At 64.6% G+C, this 20278-nt stretch carries 13 protein-coding genes; 8 read left to right on the forward strand and 5 right to left on the reverse strand.

All coding sequences use genetic code 11. From position 1 onward, the window contains the following. Positions 1-127 precede the first annotated feature (127 nt). Complete coding sequence (locus AC1DRD_RS06060) at positions 128-1789, forward strand: amidohydrolase (RefSeq protein ID WP_478040722.1); 1662 nt, start codon at positions 128-130, stop codon at positions 1787-1789. Here AC1DRD_RS06060 and pdxR read toward each other — a convergent pair. After that, positions 1774-3246 carry a MocR-like pyridoxine biosynthesis transcription factor PdxR gene (pdxR, locus tag AC1DRD_RS06065; protein WP_478031770.1) on the reverse strand — a complete coding sequence of 491 codons (1473 nt, stop codon included), beginning with the start codon at positions 3244-3246 and terminating at the stop codon, positions 1774-1776. The genes AC1DRD_RS06060 and pdxR overlap by 16 nt on opposite strands. Positions 3247-3425: 179 nt before the next feature. Between pdxR and AC1DRD_RS06070 the strand changes: the two genes are divergently transcribed. Further along, positions 3426-4097 carry an FMN-binding negative transcriptional regulator gene (locus AC1DRD_RS06070; RefSeq protein WP_478031772.1) on the forward strand — a complete coding sequence of 224 codons (672 nt, stop codon included), beginning with the start codon at positions 3426-3428 and terminating at the stop codon, positions 4095-4097. 6 nt (positions 4098-4103) lie between these two features. Here the strand turns inward: AC1DRD_RS06070 and AC1DRD_RS06075 are convergent, their stop codons facing one another. Further along, entirely contained in the window at positions 4104-5312 is a 1209-nt protein-coding gene (locus AC1DRD_RS06075) for a PepSY-associated TM helix domain-containing protein (RefSeq protein ID WP_478031773.1), read from the reverse strand. A gap of 412 nt (positions 5313-5724) precedes the next feature. Between AC1DRD_RS06075 and AC1DRD_RS06080 the strand changes: the two genes are divergently transcribed. Further along, positions 5725-8766 (forward strand): TonB-dependent receptor, encoded by a 3042-nt coding sequence (locus tag AC1DRD_RS06080; RefSeq protein ID WP_478040723.1) that lies wholly within the window; start codon positions 5725-5727, stop codon positions 8764-8766. Between the two features lie 116 nt (positions 8767-8882). Continuing rightward, complete coding sequence (locus tag AC1DRD_RS06085; protein WP_478031776.1) at positions 8883-10235, forward strand: oligogalacturonate lyase family protein; 1353 nt, start codon at positions 8883-8885, stop codon at positions 10233-10235. Between the two features lie 56 nt (positions 10236-10291). Here the strand turns inward: AC1DRD_RS06085 and AC1DRD_RS06090 are convergent, their stop codons facing one another. After that, complete coding sequence (locus AC1DRD_RS06090; RefSeq protein WP_478040724.1) at positions 10292-11233, reverse strand: 2-dehydropantoate 2-reductase; 942 nt, start codon at positions 11231-11233, stop codon at positions 10292-10294. A gap of 137 nt (positions 11234-11370) precedes the next feature. On the opposite strand from AC1DRD_RS06090, the gene AC1DRD_RS06095 reads away from it, so the two are divergent. Continuing rightward, positions 11371-12156: an IclR family transcriptional regulator gene (locus AC1DRD_RS06095; RefSeq protein ID WP_478031779.1), complete on the forward strand. Its 786-nt coding sequence runs from the start codon at positions 11371-11373 to the stop codon at positions 12154-12156. Positions 12157-12215: 59 nt separating this feature from the next. Here AC1DRD_RS06095 and AC1DRD_RS06100 read toward each other — a convergent pair whose 3' ends face one another. Next, the gene (locus AC1DRD_RS06100; protein WP_478040725.1) at positions 12216-14126 is read right to left on the reverse strand and encodes a hypothetical protein; all 1911 of its coding nucleotides are present in this window, start codon (positions 14124-14126) and stop codon (positions 12216-12218) included. A gap of 28 nt (positions 14127-14154) precedes the next feature. Beyond that, positions 14155-16869: an exo-rhamnogalacturonan lyase family protein gene (locus tag AC1DRD_RS06105; protein ID WP_478040726.1), complete on the reverse strand. Its 2715-nt coding sequence runs from the start codon at positions 16867-16869 to the stop codon at positions 14155-14157. A 355-nt stretch (positions 16870-17224) separates the two neighbouring features. Here AC1DRD_RS06105 and AC1DRD_RS06110 point away from each other — a divergent pair, with 355 nt between their 5' ends. From AC1DRD_RS06110 to AC1DRD_RS06120, 3 genes are read left to right on the forward strand one after another with little or no spacing between them, the layout of a single operon-like run. Continuing rightward, complete coding sequence (locus AC1DRD_RS06110; RefSeq protein ID WP_478040727.1) at positions 17225-18025, forward strand: rhamnogalacturonan acetylesterase; 801 nt, start codon at positions 17225-17227, stop codon at positions 18023-18025. Further along, positions 18016-19248, forward strand: a complete 1233-nt coding sequence (locus AC1DRD_RS06115; RefSeq protein WP_478040728.1) for a rhamnogalacturonan acetylesterase — start codon at positions 18016-18018, stop codon at positions 19246-19248. The genes AC1DRD_RS06110 and AC1DRD_RS06115 overlap by 10 nt, the downstream gene beginning before the upstream one ends. Next, positions 19248-20237 (forward strand): alpha/beta hydrolase, encoded by a 990-nt coding sequence (locus tag AC1DRD_RS06120; protein WP_478040729.1) that lies wholly within the window; start codon positions 19248-19250, stop codon positions 20235-20237. The genes AC1DRD_RS06115 and AC1DRD_RS06120 overlap by 1 nt, the downstream gene beginning before the upstream one ends. The last annotated feature ends 41 nt before the right edge of the window (positions 20238-20278 follow it).

Here is a 20278-nt window from a genome sequence, read left to right on the forward strand (position 1 = left end):
AAACATCCAAAATGCGGATATCGACGGGTCCAACGCTTGGACCCCTCGCCCTCGCCAGCTTGGATGTTTCGTGTCTGTGGGGATAGGGAGCAGCATCGTCCGGTCGCGAACGACAGGGGAGCTAATGATGGATCGCCGCACTTTCCTGGGCGCAGCCGCCACCACCGCGCTGGCGTGGCGCGTCGGCGCGCTCGCTGCCGATCGCGGGCTCGACGTCGCGCTGGTCAACGGGTCGTTCTGGACCGGCATACCCGGACGGTCGCGCGTGGCCGCTTTGGGCATCATCGGCGACCGCATCGCGGTGCTCGGTGCCGATGCCGTGAAGGCGCGGACGACGGCCCGGACGCGCGTGATCGACCTCGGCGGCGCGTTCGCCATGCCGGCCTTCACCGATGGCCATACGCATTTCCTCCATGGCTCGGTGACGTTGACCCAGCCCGATTTGCTGAGCGCGACCGACCGGGCCGATTTCGCCGCCAGGCTGGGCGCGGCAGCGCGGGCGCGACCGGGCAAATGGATCCTCGGCGGGACATGGGACGAACAAAGGCTGGGCGGCGCCTTGCCCACGCACGAGTGGATCGACGCGGCCACTCCCGACACGCCGGTCTCGGTACCGCGCACCGATCTGCATTCCTATCTGCTCAACAGCGTCGCCTTGAAACTGGCGGGTATCGACCGCAACACGCCCGACCCCCCGGGTGGCGTGATCGTCCGCGACGCCCAGGGCAATCCGACCGGCGTGCTGAAGGACAATGCCACCAAGCTGGTCGATCACGCCATCCCGCCAATGAGCGATGCCGACGCCGATGACGCGGTCCTGCAAGGTATCCGTCACGGGCTGAGCAAGGGCGTGGCGCACATCCACAATCCCGAGATAGACTGGACCACCTGGGGTCCGTTGCGCCGGCTCCATGCGCGCAAGGCGCTCGACATGCGTTTTTATGCCTTCGTGCCGCTGGTCGATTGGGAAAAGATGGCCAAGATCGTCGCGGAAGAAGGCCGCGGCGACGACTGGCTGCGCTGGGGCGGGGTCAAGGCGCTGACCGACGGGTCGCTCGGGTCACGCACCGCGGTGTTCTACGACGATTATACCGACGCGCCGGGGCAGCGCGGCGTGCGCGTGACAAGTCTTGCCAATCTGCGCGAGTGGATCGGCGCGGCCGACGCGCATGGGCTGCACGTCGCGGCGCACGCGATCGGTGACCGCGCCAATGATGATATGCTCGACATTTTCGCCGATGTCGCCCGGGCCAACGGCGCGAAGGACCGCCGCTTCCGTATCGAACATGCCCAGCATCTGCGGCCCTCGAGCATCGGGCGGTTCGCGAAACAGGGTGTGGTCGCTTCGGTCCAACCGTTCCACGCGATCGACGATGGACGCTGGGCAGTGAAGAGGATTGGCGAGAAAAGACTGAACGGCACTTATGCCTTCCGTTCGCTGATCGACAGCGGCGCGCATGTCGCGTTCGGGTCGGACTGGCCCGTGGCCCCGCTCGATCCGCTGACCGGGCTCTATGCGGCGCTCACTCGGCGAACGATCGACGGCGCCAACCCCGATGGCTGGCTGCCCGACCAGAAGGTGACCGCCGAGCAGACCTTGGTCGCCTATACGCGCGGCAATGCCTGGTCGGGGTTCATGGAGGATCGCACCGGCCGGCTCGCGCCCGGCTTCTACGCCGACATCGCGGTGTTCGACCGCGACCTGCTGACGACCGATCCGCTCAAGGTTCAGGACGCCAAGGTGCTGTACACCTTCGTCGGCGGGAAGCAGCGTTACACCGCCGCCTGAGCAAGCAAAGCGATCGCGGCGCGCGCTTCGGCCTCGGTCGTACTGGCGAAGCCGAGCCGCAGCCCGCGCTCGGCGTCGGGGCTGGTCGCGAACGAGCGGGAGTCGGCGAAACGGAGACCCAAAGCGGGAGCCGCGCGTTCGATCCGGTCGAGCAAGGCGGTATCCGGAAAGCGCAGCCAGAAGGCCAGCCCGCCATCGGGCACGCGAATGTCGGCCTTGTTGCCCAATTGGCCCCGCAATGCCTCGGCAAAGGCAGTGCGACGGTCGGCATAGATTTGCGACGCCTTGCGCGCGTGGCGGCGGAGTTCGCCGCTTTCGATCAGCTCGGCGACGGCATCCTCGGTGAAGCTGTTGCCCATGCCGTCGATCGTCGAGACCTGATGCGCGATCGCGTCGATCAGCGGCGGCGGTGCCGCGATATAGCCGATGCGCAATGCCGGCAGCAGCAGCTTGGACAGCGATCCGACATAGATGACGCGCGCCGGGGCGTAGCTCGCCATCGGCAGCAGCGGCTGCGATTCGAAATGGAATTCGTGGTCGTAATCGTCCTCGATCAGCGCGAAATCGAATTGCCGAGCGAGCTCGAGCAAGCGCAGCCGTCGTTCGGGGCGCAGCGCGACAGTGGTCGGGAATTGGTGGTGCGGCGTCAGGAAGATCGCCCGCACATTGTGCTTGCGGCACGCTTTCTCGACATCCTCGACGTCGATCCCCTGATCGTCGAGCCCGACCGGCACGATCTGCGCACCTCGCGCCGCGAACGCGGTCACCGCCGGTTCGTAGGTCAGTTTCTCGACCAACACGGCGTCGCCGGGCGCGATCAGCAATTGGGTGGCAAGGAAGATGCCGTGCTGGCTGCCGCGCGTGATGCAGATGTGATCAGCGGTCACCGCCAGCCCGCGTTCGGCCTTGAGCATGTCGGCGATCGTCGCGCGCAACAGCGCCGTCCCGCGCGGGTCGCGATACGACATGCTGTCGGCACGCGCGCTGCGCTTGATCGCGGTGCGATAGGCGCGGCTCAATATGTCGACGGGAAACAGCCGGCCATCGGGCGACCCTTCGTCGAGCTTGATACCGCGATCCGCCGACCAGGCGAGCGCGCGTTCGGGCGGCGGCTCGAAGCGATAAGCGGGACGGTCTCGCTCCGCTTCCGCGTTGCGCCGGGCAGCTGCCGGCAGTGCCGGCTTGTCGTCGTCGTGGAGGCTCGAGACCATCGTCCCGCGCGTGCCGTGCGATGTCAGCCAGCCTTGCGCGATCAAATCCTCATAGGCGAGGACCACGGTCTTGCGATTGACCGACAAGAGCTGGGCGAGTTCGCGGCTACTGGGCAGGAAAGTGCCCGAGGGCAGGCGCCCGCGCTCGATCTCGTGGATGATCGCATGGACGATCTGGAGATAGATCGGCGTCGGCCGAGCGGGGTCGATCCGTTCGCCGAGAGTGATCTTCCAGGGGCGCAGCATTGGTCCCCGCTTCTCCCATTCAATCCAATATGGACGGGTCCAGCTTAGCCGAAGCCAAGCGCGGCACAAGGCGGCGGTTGGTCCCCGCAATTTGTCGGACTTGGCGCTTGTCGCATCGGCCAAAGGCGCGGAGCATGAGCGTCATCGATACCGGCTGCGCCGGGCAAAGGGGTTGAGATTTGACCGAACCGAGCGGATCCGATCCGGCGCAACCGGCCAGCGAAGCGGTTGGATTTACGCTGGTCGACTTCTCGATCTACGCGATCGAGAATGAAGTTATCGCGGCGCTGATCGCCGACTATCCGCTGGCCTGGGTGCTGCCGCGCTGCGCCGACGCCGGCCAGCCGCATCTGCTGCCCTTGCTCGCGCGGACCGATGCGGAGGGGCGGGTTGTCACGTTGATCGGTCATATGGGCCGCCGCAATCCGTTGGTCGCGGCGTTCGAGACATCGCCCGAGGCGCTGATCCTGTTCACCGGGCCGCAGGGTTATGTGTCCAACGCCCATGTCACCAACCCACGCTGGGCGCCGACCTGGAATTACGGGCAAGTGCGCGTCGAGGCCAGGATCACGCTCGAGCCGGCCGGCGGTGACGCCGCCTTGCTCGAACTGGTCGAGACAATGGATGCCGAGGAGAAGACCGGATGGCGTCCGGCGGACGCCGGCCCACGCTACCGCGCGATGGAGCAGGCGATCATCGCCTTTCGCGCCGACGTCACCCGGATCGAGCCGCGCTTCAAATTGGGGCAGGACGAGAATATTGGGACGTTGCGCGAAATACTCGACCGGCACCCCGACCCAACGCTGGTCCGCTGGATGCGGCGGATCAACCGCAAGCGGCTGGAAGCTTAACGGACTTTAGGCGCTAGTCTTGGCTGCTCGTGCCGCGGCGGCGCGTTTGCGTCGGGTCTTACGGGCGGAAACGCGCGGACGGCGGCGCTTGAGCCAGAGATAGACCCCGGTGACGCACATGCCGAGCGTGACGATACCGAGCACCAGGTCGAGCGCGACGCCGACCGTTCCGATCATCTCGCCAGTGTGAAGCGGATAGAGCGAGCGCATCAGCTTGAACCCGGCGCTGTCGCTGTACGGATTATCTTCATTCACCAAGCGGCCATCGCGCCCGTCGAACCAATAGGTCACCGGCCCGAGCGCGCGGTAATTCTCGATCCCACCCGGACTGAAGCGCAGCCCGACCAGCCCGCGATCGGGTTCGTATTGCAGCGTCGACGGTGCCCAGCTCAGATGGTTGCGTTGGGCAAGCGCGGCGCCTTGGGCCAGCACTTGGCGATAATCGATCGTGCGCGCGACGGGCGCCGCCAATGCAGGGCCGTCGAACGGCGAGGGCCGGGCCGGCGACAGAAGCTTCACAGCCGGGATCAACGCTTCCCCAAAGAAGTTCATCGCCACCGAGGTAAAGGCAAGCACCGCCAGCGGCAGCATCAGCCACAAGCCGCTCGACCGGTGAAGGTCGAGCAACAGACGCGGCAGCGGGCTCGACCATTTGAAGGTCCAGGTCCTCTTCCAGTTGCGCAGATACGGGCGCTTGAGCGGCCAGGTCAGATAGATGCCGACCAGATTACTGATCAGCCAGGTCAGCGCGATCAGGCCCATCAGCCAGCGGCCCCAGTCGCCTGCGAGCAGCGTGAAATGGAGCTGGTAGACGCCCTGCATCAGATGCGGGCGGTCCCATCCTGGGCCAGTCCTGCGCGTGCCAGCGACCGTTCCGGTCGCGCGATCAAGGAAGACCTGATCATAATCGAGCGCGGGCTTGCCGGGGGCTTGCTCGACCGCAACGATGAGGTTGCGGCCCGCCTTCGCATTGACCGGAAAATAGGTCGCGACGAGCTCTGGATGGTCGCGTTCGAGACGTTCGACCGCGGCGAGCGGTTGGATCAGCGCGGGGCTGCTCGGCGCGAACAATTCGGGGTTGAGCCACGCATCGAGCGGCTTTTCGAAGCAGAGCAGACAGCCGGTGGCGGCGGCGATGGCCAGGAAGGCAAGCATCGCCAACCCCGAATAGCGATGGATCGCCGTCCAGAATTGTCGCCGCTCGATCTGCGTCATCGCCTCAACCCCCAGCCAGCCACCGCAAGTGCCCTCTTGGCGCCCGTCGCGACACCTCCAATCCTAAGATCGGAATGGGTCCATTTGCGGATCGTGCGTCCGACTGGTCGCGAGAGTTGAGACCGAATCGCCACCCTCACACCAGGTTTGCCGAAATAGAATCATGGAGCCTCGGAAAACGCTTCAACGAGAAAATCTCTCATTTTCCCACAATATGGAACGTGCACGCAATATTTGGTCTTTACAGCGCGACGTAATCTGTCGGACAATCGGTTTGCGCGTGATGGCGCATGGGAGGTGATGCGAGCCCTCGCAGTGTTTTCGCTCTGGAGGGGGCGGCTCAACTGTCGATGGCGCATCCGAAATGAAAAGAGAGGCGGCTCGCCGAAGCTGCCCTCATCGGGAGAGGGAAATGGGGATGATTTCGAAGAGCATTGGTCGCAGTCGGGCGCGGATTCTGCGGCCGTCGCTTCTGGCGCTGGCCACGGCGTCGGTGTCGATCGGTTTTTCCGGCGCTGCCTATGCGCAAGCGACGCCGCCGGCCGGTTCCGCCGCCGACAAGGGGCCTGAAAAGGCTGCGCCGAGCGACCAGGACACGAGCGCCCCCAACGATATCGTCGTGACCAGCTACCGCGCTTCGCTCGAAAGCGCGATCGACAGCAAGCGCAGCGCGGTCAATATCGTCGATGTCATCAAGGCCGACGACATGGCCAGCTTCCCCGACGCCAATCTGGCGGAGTCGATCCAGCGCATTCCGGGCGTTTCGATCACCAGAGACGGCGGTGAGGGACGGAACGTGACCGTTCGCGGGCTCGGCGGCGATTTCGTTCGCACCCTGCTCAACGGTATCGAGGCCTATTCCGCGACCACCGGATCCACCTTGGGCCAGGTCGCCGGCATCAACCGCACGCGCGGTTTCGATTTCTCCACTTTCGCGTCGGAATTGTTCAACAGCGTCACCGTCAGCAAGACGCAATCGGCGGAGATGGACGAAGGATCGCTGGCCGCGACGATCGATCTTCAAACCGCGCGTCCGTTCGACAAGAAGGGTTTCCGTTTCGCGGTGTCGGGGCAGGGTGCCTATTACGACAATAACAAGACCTTCGCTCCGCGCGTCGCTGGACTGATCAGCGATACGTTCGGCGATTTCGGCGCGCTGGTATCGGTCGCTTACAGTACGCGGAAGGCGCAGGAAGACGGCTATAGCGATACGTCGCAATCAGACTATTCGGACGCGCTCAACGGCTTTTGCGGACGCGCGACCGACGATCCCAACCAACCCGGTAGCCAGGTCGTGAATACGCCGATCCCTTACGTGAATCCGCTTTCCGGAACGGGCAATCGGCCGGCCAATCAGTGTTTCTCCGGCCTCCCGTCAAACGACGCCGCTTATTCGAAGGTCAACCAGCCGAACGTCTTCCTGCCGAGAAATCCCGGGCTGGGGCGGTTCACGCTCGACCAAAAGCGGCTCGGCATAACGGTCGCGCTGCAATACAAACCGTCCGAGAAAACGCAGATCACGCTGGACGGCGTCTATTCGCAATTCGACCAGAATCGCAAGGATTTCGCCCTGTCGCTGGCGTCCAATAACCGCAACGTCAACGGCGCGACCGCCGCATTTCCATTGTTCGCCGGACGCGTCGATACGCAGCTGATCGACGTCAATGTCGATCCGACCGGGCAGGTCGATTACATGAAGCTCAACAATGTCGACATCAAACAGATCCAGGAGGTCAGCAAGACTCGTACAAAGACTTACGAATTCGGCCTTACCCTGAAGGAGGATCTGTCCGACGATCTGACCTTCGATGCGAAAATCGGTGCGGCCGGGTCGGATTTCAATCAGCCTTATGACGTCTTCATTTCCTATGACGGCTTCAACAAGAACGGCTATATCTACGACGCGCGAAATGACAGCCGGCGCCCGCTGATCAACTATGGCTACGACGTCAACAACGCCGCGAACGTCACCTTCACCAACGCCGGAACTGGCCTGACGCCGGATATCCGGCTGGTGAATGCGCGCGTGAAGAACAATCTGTTCACCGCCGCCGCCAGCTTCACCTATCGCGCCAACAGCGCTTTGTCGTTCAAGGCCGGCGCCCAATATAAGAGATTCAATTTCAACGCGCGTCAGAATCAGCGTCCCGCGGCCAGCGGCAACAATACGCCCGATCTGACCAAGTTCGGCTTTGCCCAATTTGCCGCTGACTTCCCGAACCTCTCGGCGCTCAGCACCAGCGTGACCGGCTTTGGCCAGGGGCTGGGCCTCCCGACGGGTTCGGTCAGCAGTTGGGTGGTGCCCGACGTCAACGCCTTCATCAGCAAGCTCGATCTGTTGTGCAATTGCGTCAACAAATATGGCGATTTCACCGTCAACAGTTCCGCTGCGCTTGGTCAGAACAGGGACGTGCGCGAGGAAGACAAAGCGCTTTACGGCCAGGTCAATTTCAACTTCGACGTACTGGACGGTCGCTCGCTGCGGGGCAATTTGGGCCTGCGTTATGTTCGCACCGATGTCGTGTCGGCCGGCTTTACCGGCAGTACGCGCGTCAGCGTGCCCAACGGATATGACGACTTCCTGCCCTCGGCCAACGTGTCGCTGGACGTCACCGACCGTCTGATCTTACGCGCCGCGGCGGCCAAGGTCATGGCGCGTCCTGGCCTGGGCAATCTCAATCCCGGCGGATCGATCAATACGAATTTCGGTGCGCAAAGCGCGTCGATCGGCAACCCCTTGCTCAAACCGTATCGGGCGAAGAATTACGATTTGAGCCTGGAATATTACCCGCAAAAGGGCGCGTTTTACGGCATCGCCTTGTTCTACAAGGATGTCGGCAGCACGATCCAGACAACGGCTTCGCTCGAGCCGTACGGGAACACCGGGCTACCGCTCAACCTCCTGCCTGTGGGACAAGACGCGACGACGATCTATACCGTCACGCGGTCACGCAATACGCCGGGCGGCTATATCGAGGGTGTCGAGGTCAATCTCCAGCAGCCCTTTACCTTCCTGCCCGGCTTCCTCGGGCATTTCGGGGCAGCGGTGAACTACACCTATGTGAAGTCGTCCGTGCTCTACTACCTGTCCACAGCGCCCAACGCGCCGGCAACGCACGATCAGTTCGTCAACGTTTCGCCGCACGCCGTCAACGCGACGCTGTTTTATGATGACGGACGGTTCTCTGCCCATGTCTCGGCGGCGTACCGGAGCGCCTATCTAATCGGCATGCCGTTCAAGCCCGGCGTAGAAGATGGCTATTACAGCTACGGCACCACCAACATCGACGCCTCGATGTCGCTCGCGATCACCAAGCGGTTCAAGATCACCGGCGATTTCCTGAATCTCACCGATCAGAAAGGCGATCAATATAGCGGCAAGGACCGCAAGGCGCAGCGCGTCTTCAGCACGACCGGGCGCTCCGTGTTTTTTGGGGCGGCCTATAGTTTCTGATCGAGCCGGACGGTTATTCTGCCACTGTCGGGGACAATTTGAGAACGAGACCAAAAGGTAAAAGTGAGTAATCGGCCGCGCGGCAGAACGCGGCCCGTTTTGGAGAGATGGAAGACATGAAGCTGATGGCTGCCGCGCTGCTCGCTTTGACCGCCATCGCGGGGTCGACCGCGGTGCCCGCTGCGGATACGCCGCGCGAATGGATCGACGCAAAGACCGGTCATCGTGTCGTTCGGATATCGACCGGCCCCGGCATGTCGAGCCTCTATTTCCACCAGCAGAGCTTCACCCCGCAAGGGGACAAGATGGTCATCTCGACGGCGGAGGGAATCGCTGCCGTCGAGATGAAGACGTGGAAAATTACTCGCGTCGTGACCGGCAAGGGACTGCAATTGCTCTTCACTGGCCGCAAGACGCGCACAGTCTATTACTCGACGCGGGCCCGCTCGGCCGACGGCACGGGTGCGGCGGACCGCGATGGCCAGACCGGCGCGATCGAGGTGTGGGCAGCGGACATCGACAGCGGAAGACCGCGGAAGATCGCCGATGTGCCGGCTGGCGGCATCGCGACGATCAACGCCGACGAAACCTTGCTGGCCGGGGCTGTGACCCAACGCGCGATGCCGCTTCAGCCGGGCACGGCGGGTCGCGATGCCCGGTTCGATCAAGCTCCTTATGCCGCCAACGGCCCCGACGGTAAGCCGCTGACCTTCGCCGAGGCCAAGGAAGTGCGGCTCAACGAACGGCTCGAAGCCAAGATTCCGATGGAGATATTCACCATCGATATCCGCACCGGCCAGCGCAAGACCGTGATCGCGTCGACCGACTGGCTCAACCACCTTCAATTCTCGCCCACCGATCCGGGCCTGCTGATGTTTTGCCACGAGGGGCCCTGGCACAAGGTCGATCGGATCTGGACGATCAGGACCGACGGTAGCGGCCTGACCAAGATCCATGTTCGCACGATGAATATGGAGATCGCCGGACACGAATTCTGGTCGCCCGACGGCAAGACCATCTGGTACGATCTGCAAACGCCGCGCGGCGAGGTCTTCTGGCTCGCTGGATACGACCTCGCGACCGCCAAGCGGCGCTGGTACAAGGTCGACCGCAACCAATGGTCGGTCCATTACAATATCTCGCCCGACCAGAATGTGTTCTCCGGCGACGGCGGCGATAGCGAAATGGTCGCGCACGCGCCGGACGGCAAATGGCTGTACCTGTTCCGTCCCAAAGCGATTCCCGATGTCGCGGGCATCCATGCGCCGGGGTCGGAGGCATTGATCGCACCCGGCACGCTGGACGGCGAAAAGTTGGTCGACATGTCCAAACAGGATTATCGCCTCGAACCCAACGCCCGTTTTTCGCCCGACGGTAAATGGCTCATCTTCCGGTCGAACATGGAAGGCGAGCCGGGCATCTACGCGGTCGAGATCGCGCGCCAGGGCGCCGTGAAGCGACACTCATGACTCTCCGCGGTGCCGGCGACGCGCCGCGAGGCGGCGCCTGCTGCACTTGGCCGACGTCAGCGCTTCGATCGGACGCTTTCGTCGATCGTCACCAGCAAGCCGGCGATGGTATCGCTGACCGGGGTTGCGATGCCGTGCGCTTTGCCCAGCCGACCGACCACGCCGTTGCGGGCATCCCATTCCATCGGACGAGACGCGCGCCGGTCCGCGAGCATCGAATTGACCGAATCCGCCGGCGCATCGCGATAGCCTTGGACGATCGAATCCATCAGCGAGTCGTCGAGATCGGCGCCCTCCGCTCGGCCGACCGAGATACACTCGCGTATCAATGCGCGCATGATTTCGGCCGCGGGCTCGCGCCGCGCGACGCCGCCCGGTTCGTTGCTCAGGACCGATACGGCACCCGCGCTGTTGACGCACAGTTTTCGCCAAATCGCCGTGACAAAGTCCGGGCTCTCGGAGACATCAATCTCGGCCCGGTCGAACAATGCCGCAAAGGCACGCCCGGCTGGGCCCTTGGGTACTTCCATCGTGCCGCGCCGCCGTTGCCGGATGCGACCCGGCGCATCGCGCTCGGCCGGAATATCGACCATCACCGGCAGAAGCCGATCGGTTGGCACATAGTCGGCAAAACGACGCACATGCTCGACCCCATTTTGCAGAACGGCGACGCGCGTTTCCGGGTCGACGAGCTTCGCGAGCCACGCGACGGTGCCGGCGACGTCATAGGTCTTTGTCGCGATGAGAACCCAGTCGACCGGTTGCGCGGCATCGGGCCGCGAAATCTGACGTGGCGCGATGTCGAGACGCGTTGTCGGCGTCTCGACGATCAGGCGATCGAACGGCGTGCGAACGCACAAGGTTACGGAGATCGCATCGGATGACGCCAACCAAGCAGCGACGGTGCCGCCAATCGAACCGGGCCCGACAACAGCGGCGGTCGGTCGCGATCGATGGTCGGTTGGCAAGGCGTCGTCATCCTTCCTATCGTCAGTCACGCCGACCCCTTTCTCTTCCGTTTCCTCCCTCGGACCGCTAGTGAAAGGGCGGGGAGGAAACTATCTCGTCTCGCGACCCTCACGGAAACCAAACGATATTCACCAGTGCGCTGGCGCTAGCGCGGAGATAGAATTCGATGCCGAAAGATACCGACGTCAAGGATCCATACGCTTCGTTGAAGGGCGCGCAATCGCTGATGCGCGCGTTGGACATTCTCGATCAAGTAATCAACGGCCCGGTGAAATCGGCTGACTTGGCGCGCAATCTCGATCTTACGCGATCGACCACCCATCGACTTGCCCAGGCCCTGAGGGCACGCGATTACCTTGCGATCACGCCGGACGGCTATTCGCTCGGTCCGAAGCTTCTCCAGCTCGGATCGATGGCGCAGGAGCAGACCGATTATGTGCGGCTCGCCAGGCCGCATCTCGAGGCGCTGTCGGCCGAAACCGGCTATTGCGTCTTCCTCGGCAAGCGCGAGGGCGACTGGTCTCGCCATCTCGACCGCGTGACCGGGCGGCAGCGCCTGCGGGTGGCGACGGCGCCCGGCGACCGGCGATTGATCGTGGAGACCGGCATCGGAAAAGCGCTGCTGCTCGACCAATCGGAAGATGCGCTGACCAAATTGTTCCAGGCCGAAAAACCCCAGGCCAGCGCGAAGAAGCTGAAAGAGTGGCTCGACGCCATGCGCGAGAACAGGGCGCGAGGCGTGGTGCTTCACGAGAGCGACGCCGGCGACTTCGTGCGATCCGTCGCGGCGCCGGTGAGGAACGACAAAGGCCAGATCGTGGTTGCCATCAGCATCGCTGGAGCGTCCGCCTATCTGACCGACAAGGTTCTCGACGAACTCGCCAATCCTGTGAAGGCGGCAGCGGCCAGCATCGGTGCGACGCTCGGATATCGGGCGTCCACTTCCGACTAAACCGATCGCTGCCGCCGCGTGCCGGCAGCGATCGGCGATCCTGAAAAATCGTCGCCCAACTAGGGGTTCGGCATCGTGAACAGTCGGTCATAGTCGCGCCAATGGGCGTTCATGGTGCGGACCTTTTGCCGCAGCACGGACTGGAAATTGGGTCCAAGCTTCATGATCGTCTCCTCGCCATCGCTGGCGGCCAGATCGAACAGCGGGCGGCTGCTGCTCGACATCAGAGTGTCGAGCGCCACCGCCGTATCGATCTCGCGTCGCGCGGTGTTGATCATGTCGGCGCGCGCCCAATCGTTCTGCACGCCCAGTACCGGATGGGCTTCCGATTTCACCCTCAGCGCGGTGACGCGGTCGAGCTGGGCCTGGTAGCCAACCATGTTGTCGGCCGACTGCAACAAATAGCCGAGCGCCTGAACGCGCTTGCTCGTCAGCCGCCAATAGTCCGCCGCGTCGGGCGTATTCGCCGCGGCCACGAGGGCGTCGAAATCCTTCTGCGCGCGCCGGACGCGCGGCATGGATATTTCGATCGCGCGTTGGAATAGCAGGTGTGCGCCCCATCCTTCGTACATCCGCATTGCCTGGATGTCGGCCAGATTGGATGCCGATTCTTCGGTCCCGGCCTGAAAGAGGAAGCGGCGGTAGCCGGCCTTTTCGGCATCGGTCAGCTCGGCCGGAATCGGCACCATCGGCCGTTCGATCCAGCGATTGAGCACATGACCCATGCGCAGCATCGGACCGAAGTCGAGCACGTCGAGATACTTCCGCACATCGTTGAGCGCGCTCCAGGCGTCGATCAGTGTGTCGGCCTGGCCGTCTCCCACTTCCGATACCGCGAACCGCCGCAGCGCGGCGAGCCGCTCGACCGTCGTCGCCATCGGCTGATCCCGCGTCGAGCTGAGCAGCCGGAACGTGAAATCCTCACTTTCGCGATCGCCGAGCAGATAGGCCTTATGAGCGCCGCTCGACCTGGCGACGGGATCGAAACTCGGAACGACGAGGCCGACCACCGGTGAGAAGGCACCGTCATCGATGCGGGTGATGCCGGTCTCGAAAGGGCGTCCGTCAGGGCTCTCCTTGCCGTTCACCGCGAGATCGGCGGGGAGCTTGCGCTGAATGTTTTCGAGCACGTCCGGGCTGAAGGTCGCGATCATCCACGGCCGTGGCGGTATCTGATTGATGTTGATGCGGATCCGATGACCCGACGCGGCGGCCGCTTGCTGGATGTTGGTCATGAAGCCGACCACTCTGTCGGCGAGCGGCACGTCACGGTTTTCCGATGCGCCATTCGCGCCGGGATACAGCCCTGGCGCCCAATCGAACCCCGACCCGGCATCGGTCGTGACCCAGAGAAACGTCTCGACCTGGGGGCATGCCGACAGCAGCGCATTGGTCGCCTCGCGATACATGGCCAAGACATCGGGATTCGTCACGTTCGGCGCGAAATAGACCTTCTTCGATCGCGTGACCTGATCGATGCGAGGGCCGCGATATTCGGGATGAGCGGCGAAGAATGCCTCGGGCAGGACGCCGGGCTCGTTCGCGTTCCAGATCGCCTTCAGATCGTATCTGGCGAGGATCCGGCAGCGCTGCGTGACGATGCGCTGGACCCGCGCGGCATAACCCGCGTCCATGAACGGACGGACCGCCGCCGGCGGGAACATCTTGAACAGGGTTGCGTGGTGCGCGAACCACGCCGGATAGGGATCGTCGGCGTCCAACTCCCAATAAGCGATCGGAAGCCCTTCGGTGACGACCACCTCCGTCGCCCCCAGTTCGTGCGCCATCCTGGCCCGGCGGTCGAAATCGGCGAGATCGTCGGCATCCCGGCCGGCCACCGAAGCAGCGGCCGACTTTTCCCGGGAGGCGGCGATCTTGCCGGCGGCGATGGCGGGCGGGGCGACCATCGTCGGCGCGAGCACCGCAAGAAGGGGCATCGTCACGGCGCGCCACATCGACAGATGTCTCATATTCTTACTCCGATCGTGCGGCGGCGACCTAGTCACGGCCGGAATCGCCCAGTCGTTTGCGCCCGGGAGCGTCGGGCGCGACGATCGGCACCTGGTCGAGCGCTTCGGGTATCAAGGCCAGGCACTGGATCGCCGCCAGCCCCCATTGCGCCGAGGCGTTGGTCGATACGCCCGGCCATTCGAGCACGTTATCGACCAATTGCCGCGGGTCGCGCGGCCAGGTCCCGAGTCCGGCATCGCCCGACAGGAACTCGCCAGCCGCGCGCGTCGCCAGCGCTGCATCCTTCTCCTGGAACGCGGCATAAGCGGTTAGCCGCGAATGCCCCTCGCGCAGGTTACGCGGCCCGAACGGCGGCCCGAACTTGGCCAGATATTCGGCCTGCGGCGCGTTGTACCAGCGGCAATATTCGAGCCACGCGCTACGATAGGCCGGGACATCGAGCAGCCGCAGCAACTCCGAACTGACCTCGACCGCGCCGAATACGGCATTGAGATGGGACAGCCCGATTCCGCGTTTCTGGTCGATGAAGCGGCCGGTCGCCAGTTCGAACGGCGCGCTCCCGGTCATCCAGCCATGCGGCAGGCGGCCGATCGTCTCCAGCCCCGCGACGATGCGATCGCGCCACTTGGTGTTGCCGGTCCGCTCCCACTCGGTCAGCCAGGCGGCGGCAAGCGGGCACCAGGTGGTGCCGAAGGTCATCTCGATCGTGCCCGGCGGCAATTGCGGTTTCTTCGCCCCGGGGACCTTTCGTCCGATCTCGACACTGGTCAGCGCATGGTCGGAAGTGATCAGCGCGCGCATCAAATCGCCGACCCGCTCATCGGCGGTCAGATAATAATAGATCCGGCGGTAAGTGGCGTTGCTGACGCGCGGTTGTTTCGAGCTGTCGCCCCAATGCTGCACGCCATGGCGCGTGCCGAGCCCGGCGAACCGCCCGGTGTGGTAGACGTCGACCTCGCTGGTGTGGCGCGTCATCGCCTCGGCCAGGCGCCAGGTTTGGGCGTCGCCGGTCCGCAGCGCCTGATACCATAGCCACAAATCGGTCGAGAGCTCGCTATTGTCCCAGGCGAAACCGCCAATGTCGTAGCGCCAGCGATGGCGGTCGCTGTCATAGGTGTGCATCACATCGCCATGGTTCCAGAACCCGTACCAGGACCGGCGATCGACCTCACCGGCATAGAAATCGACCAGGTTGGACAGTTGGTTTTCGATCGCAGTGCGGTTGGGAGTCGAGCGGTCGGGAAGGCCGTAATCGGCGAATATTCCGGCGGCATGGAGGTGCGCGGGGGCGACCATCAATTGCGGCGGTTGCGCCTGCGCGGCGGCCATCGCCGCCAACCTGTCGTGATCGGGCGTGGCGGGCAGCGCCCACAACATCAATTCGCTGGTGCGCGCGATGCCCGAGGCGTCGTCCCAGCCGGGCTCATAATCCTCATAGGTGACCGACAGCCCCTCATTCTGCGCGTCATAGCCCTCCATTCCCATCGTGCCGTGATAGGGGCGCAGGTCCATGGCGGGCGCCTCGGGCGACCACAGCCAGGCGGTCAGCTTGGCGGTGTCGCTCGTGGCGCCGTCGATGTGCAGCGCGGTCGGGTGCCGCTGCCAGAAATAGCGGACGCCGATCGCGGCTCCTCCATCGGGGCCGCCGACATAAGCGAGGCCAGGCGCGCGCCGCCCCTCTGCTGCGTCGATCCATCCCTGATCGCCACCAGTGCGCTTGGTCAGTGCCCAGCCATTGGCGGTCGGCTGTTCGAGGCGAAAGTCGCCCCAGGCGGGAATGCGCTCCAGCGTCGCGCGGACCGCTCCTGCCATCCGGTCGAGCGGCGGTGTTGCGCGGCCGGCAATCTGAGCGTCGCGAAACGTCTTGCCGGGGTCGCGACGTAGCCCGGTCAGCGGGCGGACGCCTTCGGCGAACATCTGGCCATCCGTGGCGATGCGGATGTGGCGATCGTGAAGCTCGCCGCGCATCGGCACCGCCGCGCTGATGCCGAGCGAGGAGAGGAAATCGCGGCTCGCGCTGCCATCGAACACGACCGAGTGCACGATACGCAGGCCGGTCGAGCCGGCATAGGCGTAGAGGCGGACGGTGAACGGCATCCAGGCGCGCTCGCCCGACATATGGTGACCGTCGATCCGCACTACGGCGCGGACCGGCCCGCGCTGCTCGATCGCCGCCGTGTCGATCCGGCCGGTGAACGGCGTGTCGGCGCCATGGATCGGTTCGGTACGCGACGATCCGACCAGCGAGACGGGACCGAGCACCGACCTGCCGCCCTGCGTCGCCGACCGGATCAGGGCGTCGCCGCTCTTCGCGATTTCCCAAGCGAGGTCGCCGATGCGGATCGTGATCGCGGCGGCGTTTTCCGCGACCGCGACCGGCTGGGTTGGCGCCAAAGGTCGGCCGCGCGTGACGGTCAGCGCGTCCGGCGACAGGTCGGCGGGAATTGCGTGCGCGGTCCATTTGACCGACCCGTCGGGCCAGGTCGCGGTGGTCCAGCCTTGCGACGGCACCGGCTTTCCTGCGCCATCGAGAACGGTCAGCGGCGTGTCGCGCTTGATGGTGCCGCGTGGCCAGGCGACGCCAAAGGTCTGGCCGCCATGCAGGGCGGGCGCCTGGCCGTCGATCCAGTGCACGGGTGCGGGGACGAAGCTGACCATCGCGGCCTCCAGCCTGATCGGAAGCATGGTTGTCACGCCCGCCAACAGGCCGGCCTTCAGCGCGTCGCGACGGCTCAGGTGCATCTCTCTCTCCATCAACGGCAGGGGCCGGCAGACCGGCGGACAGGCAACGGGTTCCGAGCGATCCGTACCTCGGATCGGACGTCCGCATGTTGGCTAGTGTCGGTGGCGGTCGCGGGGTGCATGCCGAAAGGCATGCCAGCCAGCCGGATTATGCCCATTGCCTCGTCACCCCTTCTTCCTATCCCGCGCTGTTGCCGCGCGTTTGTCTTATCGGATCAGGATTACTCGCCTAGCATGTCCCGAAATATAGAAGCAATGTCTACATGTTGGGAAAATTGTAGCAAATTATCTCAGCTGGTTGCGGCTGGTAGGACGTGATTGCATAATGCGGAACAAGACGGCGAAGGAGAGAAGGATGCGGATGCCCAGCGTGCTGATCGGGGCTTTGGCCATGTTCGTGGCCGCAAGTGTGCAGGCATCGTCGCCAGCGCCAATGCGCATCTTCATTGCCAGCGATTCGACTGCACAGGATTACAAACCCGACAAATATCCGCAGTCGGGATGGGGCACGATGCTGCGTTGCGCCGTAGGTCCGGGCGTGACGATCGAGAACCGCGCGATCGGTGGGCGCAGCACTAACAGCTTCATCCGCGAAGGCCGGCTCGACAAGATCGCCGCCGATCTGAGGAAGGGCGACACGCTGCTGATCCAGTTCGGCCATAACGACGCGAGCATCGACAAGCCCGAACGGTACACGACGATCGAGCAATATATCGCCAACCTCCACCGCTTTCTCGACATGGCGAAGAAGGCGGGGGCGAGGGCGGTCATCCTGACCCCGGTCGCGCGCCGCGATTTCAAGGACGGCGTCGAACAGCCGAGCTTCCCCGCTTATGCCGATGCCGCGCGCCGTGTGGCGAAGGAAACGCACACGCCACTGATCGACCTGGGCAAGAGCTCGCAGGCAATGGTCCAGGCGTTGGGTCCGGATGCGGCCAAGGCCTATTATCTGCATTATGACGGTGCGGCGGGAGCGCCGGGTTATCCCAACGGCGTCGCCGACGACACGCATTTCAGCGAGATCGGCGCGCGCCATGTCGCCGACCTGGTGGCGATGGGCCTCAAGGCGTTGCGCCTGCCGATCTCCAAGCGGGTAACGCCGCACGTCCCCGCCCTGACCCGCAATATTCCGGTGGGCGGGCCGTCATGCGCTTGATCCCGATCGTCGCGATGATCGCCGCCGCGACGATCCAGCCCGCTTCCGCTCAAGTCCGCCGCTTCGCGCTGGGCGCTACGTCAACGTCCGCCGATACCGTCGCGGTCGCGCTAGGCCGCGCCTATGCGGATGGATATGGCTATGAAGCGGGCAGCGATCGGCTGTTCTCGGTCGCTGCGGCACCGGGCAATTACCGCGTGACGGTGACGATCGGCCTGCCGAACCTGGCGACCGAGACAACGATCAAGGCGGAGTCGCGCCGCCTGATGGTCGACGCCTTGAAGGTCGCTGCCGGACGGCACACGATCATCAGTTTCATCGTCAATGTGCGCGATGCCAAATTGGCGCCGCCGCCGCCCAACGCGCCCGGCGGATCGCAAGTGCTGCTGAAGCCGCGCGAGCAGGGCTCGTTCAGTTGGGACGACAGACTGACATTGGAGTTTCTCGGCGAGCATCCCGGCGTGACCGCGGTCGCGATCGAACCGGTGACATTGCCCACCATATTCCTGCTCGGCGATTCGACCGTCACCGACCAGCCGGCCGAGCCGGCGGCGAGCTGGGGACAGATGCTCCCCGCTTTCTTCGCACCCGACATCGCGATCGCCAATCATGCCGAGAGCGGCGAGACGATGAAGTCGTTCATGGCCGAATTGCGCTTCGCCAAGGTGCTCGAACTGGCCAGACCCGGCGATTGGGCGTTGATCCAGTTCGGCCATAACGACCAGAAGGCGAACTGGCCGCAGACCTATGCCGCGGCCGAGACGACCTATCGCGACTATCTGCGCACCTGGATCGCCGAGTTCCGCCGGCGCGGTGTCACGCCGGTGCTGGTCAGCTCTCCCGAGCGGCGTTTCTGGACGGGCACGAGAATCCGCCCGACCCTGAGCGACTATGCCGCGGCGGTGAAGGCGGTCGGCGCCGAGCTCAACGTGCCGGTGATCGACCTCAATGCCATGAGCATGGCCTTTTATGAGGCGCTGGGTCCGGATCGGGCGCCTATTGCCTTCAACGACAATGGCAAGGACGCGACGCATCATGACAATTACGGCGCCTGGGTGCTGGCGCGGTGCGTGGCGAAGGGACTGGCGGATGCGAAGCTACCGCTGGCGCTGCATTTGAAAACCGACCTGCCGCCGTTCGATCCGGCTCGTCCGCCAGATCCGGCGGGCTTTCGGCTGGCGTCCAGCGTCGCGCATGACGCGCGCCGTCCGGAGGGCAATTGATGCCGACGCGCCGCTCACTGATCGCCGGTTCCATCGCCGCATCGTTTGCCCTTCCCGCGACCCTGAGCGCGGCGCCGGATGCGCCAGACGCAACGGGTGAGGGCGTCACGGTCGACCGCTTCCCGATCTGGCCCAAGGCCCCGCCCGGCGCACCGACGCCGGCGGTGGTCGAGCAATGGGTCAAGAGATCGCCCAATGGCGGCGCCGACGACATTGCCTGGCCGCATGTCGCCTCACCGATGCTGACAATGGTCAAGCCGGCCAAACCGAGCGGCGCGGCGGTGCTCATTTGTCCGGGTGGCGGCTATGCCCGTGTCGCGGTGGGGCGTACGGGCGGCGCCATTGCGCGCGACTTCGCCGCGCGCGGGATTACCGCGTTCGAGCTGTTGTATCGGCTGCCGCACGACAATTGGGCGGCCGGGCCGGACACGCCGCTTCAGGATGCGCAGCGCGCCATGCGGGTGATCCGCGCCGGCGCGGGTACGCGCTGGACGGTCGATCCGGCGCGCGTCGCGGTCACCGGCTTCTCAGCCGGCGGGCACCTCGCGGCGCGGCTGGCGAGCCGGTCCGAGCTTGTGACCTATCAACCGCAGGACGCCGCCGATCGCCTGTCGGCGGCGCCGGTCGTGGCGGGACTGTTCTTCCCGGTCATCACGATGCTCGACGACGGCGTCCATGCCCAGTCGCGCCGCGAATTACTCGGCGCGCACGCTGCGGATCCGCAATGGCAGCAGCGTCTTTCGGCGCAACGCGATTTACCGGCGTCGATGCCGCCCAGCTTCGTCGCCTGCAACGGCGATGACCCGGTGGTGCCGTTCCGCAATGCGATGCTGATGTTCGAGGCACTGAAGGCGGCGAAGGTCGCGGCCGAATTGATGGTATTCGAAAAGGGCGGTCACGGCCCGCCGGCCAACCACAAGGACGGCACGTCGGTGCCGTGGCTGGACCTGTTCCTGGCGTGGAGCCGAGATCACGGCTGGCCCGGCTGACGACCCCCGAGCGGAACACTCCATGAAGCGGGAAGGGCGGC

It is taken from the genome of Sphingomonas sp. P4_G2, from assembly GCF_056401155.1.